Origin of the sequence: Synechococcus sp. B60.1 (genome assembly GCF_047462555.1) — a bacterium.
Taxonomy (GTDB): domain Bacteria; phylum Cyanobacteriota; class Cyanobacteriia; order Thermostichales; family Thermostichaceae; genus Thermostichus.
This window is the reverse complement of record NZ_JANSJN010000119.1, coordinates 1-8025: the sequence shown is the minus strand read 5'-3', so window position 1 is coordinate 8025 and position 8025 is coordinate 1. Positions and strand designations below refer to the sequence as shown.

At 60.9% G+C, this 8025-nt stretch carries 7 protein-coding genes; 3 read left to right on the top strand and 4 right to left on the bottom strand.

Going from position 1 to position 8025, the window contains the following annotated elements; all coding sequences use genetic code 11:
* Window positions 1-921 (bottom strand): hypothetical protein (locus tag NW863_RS11585; protein WP_414366498.1); only part of this gene is annotated, 921 nt, incomplete at its 3' end.
* Between the two features lie 239 nt (window positions 922-1160).
* On the opposite strand from NW863_RS11585, the gene ccsB reads away from it, so the two are divergent.
* The 3 genes from ccsB to tig all read left to right on the top strand — a co-directional run bounded on the left by ccsB (window position 1161) and on the right by tig (window position 4401).
* Entirely contained in the window at window positions 1161-2171 is a 1011-nt protein-coding gene (ccsB, locus tag NW863_RS11580; RefSeq protein WP_414335454.1) for a c-type cytochrome biogenesis protein CcsB, read from the top strand.
* An 84-nt stretch (window positions 2172-2255) separates the two neighbouring features.
* Complete coding sequence (locus tag NW863_RS11575) at window positions 2256-2639, top strand: LapA family protein (protein ID WP_414366497.1); 384 nt, start codon at window positions 2256-2258, stop codon at window positions 2637-2639.
* A gap of 88 nt (window positions 2640-2727) precedes the next feature.
* On the top strand, window positions 2728-4401 hold the full coding sequence (tig, locus tag NW863_RS11570) for a trigger factor (protein ID WP_414366495.1): 1674 nt from the start codon (window positions 2728-2730) through the stop codon (window positions 4399-4401).
* A gap of 67 nt (window positions 4402-4468) precedes the next feature.
* On the opposite strand, the gene NW863_RS11565 is transcribed toward tig, so the two are convergent.
* The 3 genes from NW863_RS11565 to NW863_RS11555 are packed head-to-tail and all read right to left on the bottom strand — an operon-like array spanning window position 4469 to window position 7399.
* Window positions 4469-5593, bottom strand: a complete 1125-nt coding sequence (locus NW863_RS11565; protein WP_414366493.1) for an extracellular solute-binding protein — start codon at window positions 5591-5593, stop codon at window positions 4469-4471.
* Window positions 5565-6023, bottom strand: a complete 459-nt coding sequence (locus NW863_RS11560; RefSeq protein WP_414366492.1) for a pre-16S rRNA-processing nuclease YqgF — start codon at window positions 6021-6023, stop codon at window positions 5565-5567. Before NW863_RS11560 ends, NW863_RS11565 begins: the two co-directional genes overlap by 29 nt.
* Window positions 6020-7399 carry a DUF3084 domain-containing protein gene (locus NW863_RS11555; protein ID WP_414366490.1) on the bottom strand — a complete coding sequence of 460 codons (1380 nt, stop codon included), beginning with the start codon at window positions 7397-7399 and terminating at the stop codon, window positions 6020-6022. The genes NW863_RS11560 and NW863_RS11555 overlap by 4 nt, the downstream gene beginning before the upstream one ends.
* Between the last annotated feature and the right edge of the window lie 626 nt (window positions 7400-8025).

Sequence of the window (8025 nt, the reverse complement as noted above, 5' to 3'; positions counted from 1 at the left end):
TCGACGCCGGCTTCGTGGTGGTCGGCGTGAGCGTTGTTGTTGCGGAGTGGGCGTCGGGGTCGGCGTCGGTGTGGGCTGGGGCTGCACAATGGCCAGGGCCTCTTCCGCTTTCAGCTCGCCGCGGATCAGCTTGGAGAGAGTGTCTTGGCCGCCGGGGGTGTAGGTGATCTCGCGGGCAGCGCTGTTGAACACGTTGCGGATGGGATCCCCTTTGCTGTCCACCAGTTCCACCACCATCACATTGCGACCGGGCCTCAAGCCCTTCAAGTAAAAAGACTCCCAGCGATCCAGCAGGCCAGATTGACCGTTGAGGGTGTAGCGGATGCGCCAATCCCGCGGCAGGTCGGTCAGCAGACTCTCGCGTACCGGGGCGTTGGCCAGCCAAAAGTCCACCAGGATCGGCTCGGCACCGTAGCTGCCGGTGGGGCGGTTGTAGGTGAGCAAAGGCAGGTGCGGCTGCGGCACATACTCCGGCGTAGGCGCTAGCACATGGAAGCTGACTTGGGCGTAGGCCTCGGAGTTTTTAAAGCTCTCGTGCCAGGGCTTGCCGGCAAACACCCGCAGAGTATGGGATCCCGGCTCCAAATCCTCAAAAACAAGGGGAGCATCGGCATCGTAATGGGCGATGTAGGGCCGGTTGTCCAGCACTACGTGCAAATGGGGGCCGAGGCCCAGTTGCGGATCCTTAAAAAGCGGGTACCCCTGCACTGCAAAGCGAACGGTTACTTGCCGCTCCGACAACACCTCACCCGGCTTAGGGCTGAGGATCTGCACCCGCGGACGGCAGTGCTCCAAGTGGGCATCCAGCTTGGCAATCTCCGGCGGCACTGGTACCCGCTCGAGCTGAGGTAGCTGTTCCTGGGGCTGTTCAGGCGGGGATCCACCGCAAGCGACCAGCACAAGAGCTGCCACCAGAGCCATCCACCATCCCCATCTCCAGGTTCTGGCCTTTCCCGCGTGTCCTTGCATGAGCCTCACATCCCAACACTTTCGGTATCCTGCCGAGCAGCAGATAAGCCATCCCCACATTACCAGCATGTGTCCTTTGGGGAAGATCCCCTCCCCCACCCTAGAATGGGATCAGCGGTCTGGCCCAAGCGGGGTCAGGAGAACTTTTGAGGTCAGGTATGGCTTGGTTGGCGATAACGGCTTTTGCAGGCTTGGATCTAGCTCAGTGGCAGGCTTTACTCAACAACATGGCCTTTGCTGTCTGTTTGGGGGCCATGCTGTTTTACTGGGGGGGGGCAGCGTTTCCCCAGGTGCAGCTTCTGTCTGAGCTGGGCTTGGCGGGGATGATCGGGGCAAACTTGACGATCGCCGCCCTGCTGACGGCCCGCTGGATCGATGCCGGCTATTTCCCCTTGAGTAACTTGTACGAGTCTTTGTTTTTCTTGGCCTGGGGGATCACCACCTTGCACCTGCTGGCTCTCCACTGGACTCGTAGCCGTTGGGTGGGGGTGACGACCGCCCCGCTGGCGACAGGCATTGTGGCCTTTGCCGCCCTGGCCCTGCCGGAAGATATGCAGGCGGCCCAACCACTGGTGCCGGCTTTGCAATCCAACTGGCTGATGATGCACGTAACGGTGATGCTGCTGGCCTACGCAGCCCTCTTGGTGGGATCCCTTTTGGCCATCACTTTTCTCATCGTCACCCGCGGCCAGGAAGTTCAGTTAAAGGGCAACTCCCTCGGCCTGCAATTTCGCCCCTCTCAGCCTGCAACCCACCCGGAATGGACAGAAGCCACCCTGCCATCTCCTGCTGCAGAACTGGTCTACGCCGGGATCCGCTCCCCCCGACCGGCTGAACCTCTTCCCCAACCGGCACCCAACGAAGCGATCGCTTGGCAACGGCTGAGCCTGGCGGAAATCTTAGACAACACCAGCTACCGGCTAATCGGGCTGGGGTTCCCGCTGCTCACCATCGGCATCATTGCCGGCGCCGTCTGGGCCAACGAAGCCTGGGGCACCTACTGGAGCTGGGATCCCAAAGAAACCTGGGCTTTGATTACCTGGTTGGTCTTTGCCGCCTATTTGCACGCCCGCATCACCAAAGGCTGGCAGGGCAGGCGCCCCGCCCTCTTGGCCAGCTTGGGCTTTGGGGTGGTTTGGGTGTGTTATCTGGGGGTGAACTTTCTGGGCAAAGGCTTACACAGCTATGGCTGGTTCTTCTGAGATCTCTCGGGCCAACAAATCAACCCCCGTTTGTGGGTATTCTGGTGCTGGCAAGCCGTCGTGGATCCCTCCAAGGAGAAAATCATGCAACTGTTCAACTACCTGATCCTGTTCTCGGCCCTCCTGGGAATCGCTCTTTTTGCCATGCAAAACGCCACCCCAGTCACGATTAACTTCGCCCCCGGAGTCACCATCGAAAGCCCGCTGGTGATTGAACTGTTGGCTTCTGCCGGGATCGGGGCCGCCCTTGCCTGGCTGTATAGCCTCTGGATGCGTATCCAGTTCAGCATCGAAGCCCGCGAAAAAAATCGGCAACTGCAGGAGAAGGAAGTCACCATCACCGAGCTCAAGGAAATGGTGGTGGAGCTGGAAGCCAAGGTCAAGCAACTGCCCCCCAGCAAGCGCGCCGAACCCCAAGAGGACATCCAGGAGGTGAAAGAAGTGGCCACCGAGGGATCCCCTGCCTAGAACTGCCCCGTATGGATCCCGTCGATCCCCAAGCGGTTGGGGTAGAATTGAACTTCTAACGGCCTCTTCCACTAGTCCATCACTTCCTATGCAGGTTACACAAGAAAAACGCCCTGGCAGCCGGGTTGGCCTCAAAATCGTGGTAGAAGCCGACCAGGTGAAGCGCTCCTACGAAAAAACCTTGCGCCAACTGGAGCGGAACATCCAGATCCCCGGCTTTCGCAAGGGCAAGGCCCCCCGCAACCTGGTGATGCGCCAGGTGGGCCGCGAGCGCGTCATGGCCAGTGCCGTCGATGACCTGATCAACGAGGCCATCCAACAGGCGCTCAAGGACACCCAACTGCGTCCCATCAGTCGCTTCGAGCTGGACGACAAGGTGGAGCAGCTTCTCGATCGCTTCAACCCGGAGGCAGACTTCAGCTTCTCGGGGTATGTGGAGGTGTACCCCGAAGCCCGCGTCGGCCAATACAAAGGTCTAACCGTCACGGCCACCCGCGTCACCGTCAAGCCCGAACAGGTCGATCAGCTCATCGACCGGTGGCGGGATCAGCGGGCCACCCTCCTGCCCGTAGAAGATCGGCCCGCCCAGTTGGGGGATGTGGTAGTGATCGATTTTCAAGCTCGCGACGCCGAGGGCAATCCCCTGGAGGAGATCGCCGCCCAAGACTTTCAGTTGGAGCTCAAAGAGGAGAACTTCATCCCCGGTTTTGTGGCGGGCGTTGTCGGCATGCAGCTCGACGAAACCAAGGAGATCACAGCCACTTTCCCCGACGATTACTTCAGAAAAGAGTTGGCCGGGAAAACAGTTACGTTCACCGTCTGCCTCAAAGAGATCAAGACCAAAGAGCTGCCGGAGCTGGATGACGCCTTTGTACAGGAGATCAGCGAGTTTCAGACGGTGGCCGAGCTGCGGGAACACCTGCAAAAGCGCCTCGAACAAGATGCTCTCAGGCAATCTGAGGAAAACCTGGAGACGGCCATCCTCAACGCCATCTTGGAAACCACTGAGGTGGATCTGCCGGAGACCCTAGTCGAGCAAGAAACGACACAACTGTTGGCCCAAAGCCTTCAGTCGCTGCAGCAGCAGCAAGGGGTCACGCCGGGAGAGATCCGCAGGCTCTTGTCCCAAATGCCGCCCGAAACCCTTAACCAGTGGATGGAGCGCTACCGGCCTGAGGCCATCAACCGGCTGCGGCGCACCTTGGCTCTCAGTGCCATTGTCCGGCAGGAGCAGATTGCCGTAGGCCCCAACGAATTGGAAGCCGAGGTGGAAGAGGTGATGGCGGCCTACGCCCAGCAAGGGCAGAAGCTGGATCGGGAGCAAGTACGCCAAGTCGTTCACGAAGATCTGCTGACCAACAAAGTGATGGCCTGGCTGAAGGCTCAGACCACAGTCAACTGGGTCGATAGCGAAGGGAATCCCACCCTCTCTGGCAGCTCTGAGGGTGAAGACTGGCAAGAGAGGGCTGAATCGGCTGGTACATCGGTGCCGGAGGCGGAGTTTGAGGCCGAGAGGCCAGAAGCAGAGGGATCTGGGATCCCTGGGGCAGTTGAGCCTCCTGTCGATACGAAAGCCGAGGGGGAGGTCGCAACAGAGCCGCAGGCAGCTCTCCCTTCTGTAGAAGCAGAGGTGTCTGGGATCTCTGAGGCGGTTGAGCCTTCTGCAGAGGCGGCCACAGCCCCTACTGGCTTGCAACCGGAACAGGCCGCCGCAGCCGAGGAGAAACCCAAACCGGGCAAAAAGAGCAGAAAGGGCAAGTAGAGGATCCTAGTTACCCCCAGACTTGCGGGTTCTCACACTTTGGCCGCCGGGGTCAGGAAAAGCCAGGCTACAGGAGGCCGCGCCGCATCTGATCCCAGAGGCGAAGATAGGACTCAGCTTCGGCGGAGCTCAGAGGCCGCCAAATCTCGCCGCGCTCCCAGGTAGAAGGCTGGAAGTCAGCCCTGCGACGCAGCCGAGGGGGGAGTTGGGCCCAATCCAGCGGCAAAACCGAAGCGATCCCGCTCAAGTTCACCAGGCGGGGGACGAACTCTGGGGTTAGGACGAAGTCAATCCAGTCGGCCAGCAGGGATCCTTCCAGCTCTGGGGAAGCGTTGTGAGCTCTATGAGGCCGCACCCAGACATCCCACCAGATGGCGGATCCCGAAGCCGGGATCACCACCTCCAGCTCGGGGTAGTTGGCCTGGGTGACGTAGAGATCCTGCGACCAGCCCACAGCCACCCAGCTATCGGCCAGGCGCAACATGGGCAAGTAGTCGGCGGAAGTATAGGCCAGAACCTGGCGGTGCAGGGATCCCAGCTCTCGCCGCAGTTCGGCCTCTTCGGGATCGAGGGGATCGTTGTAGGAGCGGCCCAGCTTTTTGAGGACGAGCCCGATCACCTCCCGGGGGTGATCCGGTAGGGTGAGCTTCCCGGCCAGCTCAGGCCGCCACAGATCCGCCCAGTCCCGGATGGGGTTGCTCACCCGGTCGCGGCGGTAGGCAATGGCCGTTACCCCCCAGCGCCAGGGCACGCCCCAGATCTGCCCCTCTCGCCGGGCAGCAGCCTGCCAGCGGGGATCCAAGTGCTGCCATCGTTCCCCCAAGAGGTCAGGTGGCAAGGGATCCAGCCAACCGGCAGCAATGGCCCGATCCAAGGCGTCAGCTCCCAACAGGCTCAGGGCCGCTGCTGACGGCTGCCACCGGAACCATCTCCCCGGATCCCACCAGGCCGGCTCAGGCGGCTGGACGCTCTGCCGCAGGTAGGCCAGCAACTGGGCCCGCTCGTCCAACAGTTGCAGCCGAAAGGGAACCTGGGTGCGGCGGCGAAACTCGTTCACCAAGCTGGCTGGGATCCCTTGTTTAAGGGCGAGAATGAGGGGCAGAGAGCCCCTAGGCCCGCCACAGCCGGCCACCGCCAGCCCCAGCAGGATCCCGTATAGAAATTCACGTCGGCTCAGCCCTTGCTTGCCCACGCCAGTACCGCTCCACCAGAATCAGGGCCACCAGATCATCGTAAGCCTTGTCCGGCACCCGCATTCCCTTCGGCAACAGCCGCTCCCATCCCCGCGGTGGGTAAAAATCCCAGTAGCGCTGACGGGCCTCTTGGGAGCTGTGCCTCTCGTCCACCAGAACGATCTGTTGGGGTGGGAGGAGCGACTGCAGTTGCTGTTTCCAGCCTCGCGCCGTTGTCTGATTTCCCAGGATGAGCCGCTCCGCCCCAAACTGTTGCCAGAGGGCCTGCAACCTGGCCAAGGCCTCCCCCGCCAAGACCACCTCCCGATGCAAGATCTGCCACGCCGGCTGAACTTGCACCACGGCAAGGCCGCACTTGTCCCGCCCCGGGTCAAAGCCCATCAGCACTCGCCCCTCTTCCAGCCCGCCCAGGTGGAGTGGATCCCTCATCCCCCAATCTGCCCCGCCTGCTGAACGGGGGTGGCGTCCTGCTGGCCAGAGGCCTCCGCCATCAGGAAACTCACCCGCAGCGGCCCCGCCGTGTAGATGTCGGTGTCGGCAACCAGCTTCACATCCAGAGGGGTAGTGCTCTGGCGGAGATGCTGCACAACTTCCAAGAACTTCACCTGCGAGAATTCTCCGACAGTGCCGGTGATGGGATCCGAGAGGAGGCCTTCTGCCTGGGAGCGCTGATTGGCCTGGTTGAGGAGCTCTAGCAGCCGCTGTTGGATTTCGTTCTCGCTCAAGCCTGGCTGGATTACACCCTGCGCCAGCACAGATCCCCTGGCAAAGATACGCTGGTTGGGGTAGATCTGCACCAGCACGGGCACAGGCTCGCCCTTAAGCCGATTGGAGAGCGAAAGAATGCGCACCGCCCAGCTACCGGGTTCTTGTAGCTTTTCCAGGGCTTGGTCGGCCTCCTCGCGGCGGATGAGGATGGCGTTCTCCAGAGGGGGGATGGGTTGGGAGCCGAGGGCAAGGGCCCGCTGTTCTGCCTGGGCCAAAACTCGCTCAAACTGCCGCCGCACTGCCGCCGGCTCTGCCCCTGCTGGCGTTTGCACAACTCCTGTAGCCAGGACTTCTCCCGCCAGAATGGCCAGCTCTCCCCGTCGCAGCCGCACCGCTAACTGGTTGAGCTGCGCAATCTCCTGCTCAAGCTGCTTTTTTTGAGTTTCCAGTTGGCTCAGGGCCCCCTGCGCCGTATCCAGAGAGCGCTCCAGTTGATCCCGATCCAGTTGCAGAGCCTGCTTTTGCGACTCCAGATCGGCAATCATCTTTCGGGCCGCCTCCACCTCTGCCTTCACCGCCTCCAACTCTGCCTGGGCCCGCTCCAGGCTGGGCTGCACTTGGGCCAGTTGCTCGTTGGCTGCCGCCAGCTTCACCTCTGCCTCTTGCCGCTCTTGTAGCGCTATGGCCAGTTGCTCCCGGACTTCGCTCAGGCGGGTCTGGGCTGCCGATTGCTGACTGCGAAATTGGTCGAGATCCAGCTTAAGGCGGTCTCGCTCGGCTCTGAGAGTGGCATTCTCCCCTTCCAGCAGAGCTTTCTGGCGGTTGAGGGCCCGCAGCTCCTGCTCCGCCTGGGCAATTTGGTTGGTGTAGCTGAACAGGGCTTCCGAAAGAGAGCGGTTGAGGAGCAGCAGCGTGCCCAAGGTCAGCGCCGAGATGCTCACGCCGGTAATCACGGCTACCAAAACGGCCGTGTGGCGGGGACGCAGGTTAAACCAGGTGAGGCGCTTTTTGCCAATCCGATACCCGACCCGATCCCCGACAACGGCAATCAGGCCACTGACAAACAACATGTAAAGGATCAGCAGTACGCCTTGCATAGACCGGGATCCCTGCCATGGAAATCTTAGCAAGGTTACTGTGAAGGTTTGGGAAGTTGGGGGCAGGCCGAGCCAGAGAAGTGCGGCCCTGGTATAAACTACTCCACCGCATAGGCGGATAGGGTTTAAGGACTTGATCCCGCTGACGCGAACAGTAGCCCTGAAGCAGGCTCGCTTAGAGAGCAAGCCAGCCACAAACTTCCAGGCGTGTTTATAGAACGCCCCAAAAGTGCGGTAGCCCTTGCACCGTTCAGGTCAGTGTCACCCCTCCAAGCGCAATGCCCACAAGAAAATTTCTTACCCTCCCTATAAGACTTGCCTAACTCTGGGTGGATGCGCAGACACATGAGCCCCTTGAGACCGCAAAAAGGCTTCCACCTGCTCAGCTAACATCCGTTTAGAAATATCAACGCTGAATCAGTCCCAATGCCGACCTCGAGAAAATGGGTTTCAGGAGTGGTTGCCCCTGCCGCCAAGAGGGCATCGGCGATCTCTTCCTCTACGGCGAAGGGAAAGCTGCGGGTAGCACCGTAAAAGTCGGCAGCTCGATCAACGTAAGGCGCGGGATTCCCCACCGTCTATACGGTGGGGAGGGATAGCGCCTCCTGACTGATTCTGGATATATC

Coding starts and splice junctions, on each gene's coding strand:
- NW863_RS11575 (WP_414366497.1), top strand. CDS start 2,256: ATGCAACTGTTCAACTACCTGATCCTGTTCTCGGCCCTCCTGGGAATC.
- NW863_RS11555 (WP_414366490.1), bottom strand. CDS start 7,399: ATGCAAGGCGTACTGCTGATCCTTTACATGTTGTTTGTCAGTGGCCTG.
- tig (WP_414366495.1), top strand. CDS start 2,728: ATGCAGGTTACACAAGAAAAACGCCCTGGCAGCCGGGTTGGCCTCAAA.
- NW863_RS11560 (WP_414366492.1), bottom strand. CDS start 6,023: ATGAGGGATCCACTCCACCTGGGCGGGCTGGAAGAGGGGCGAGTGCTG.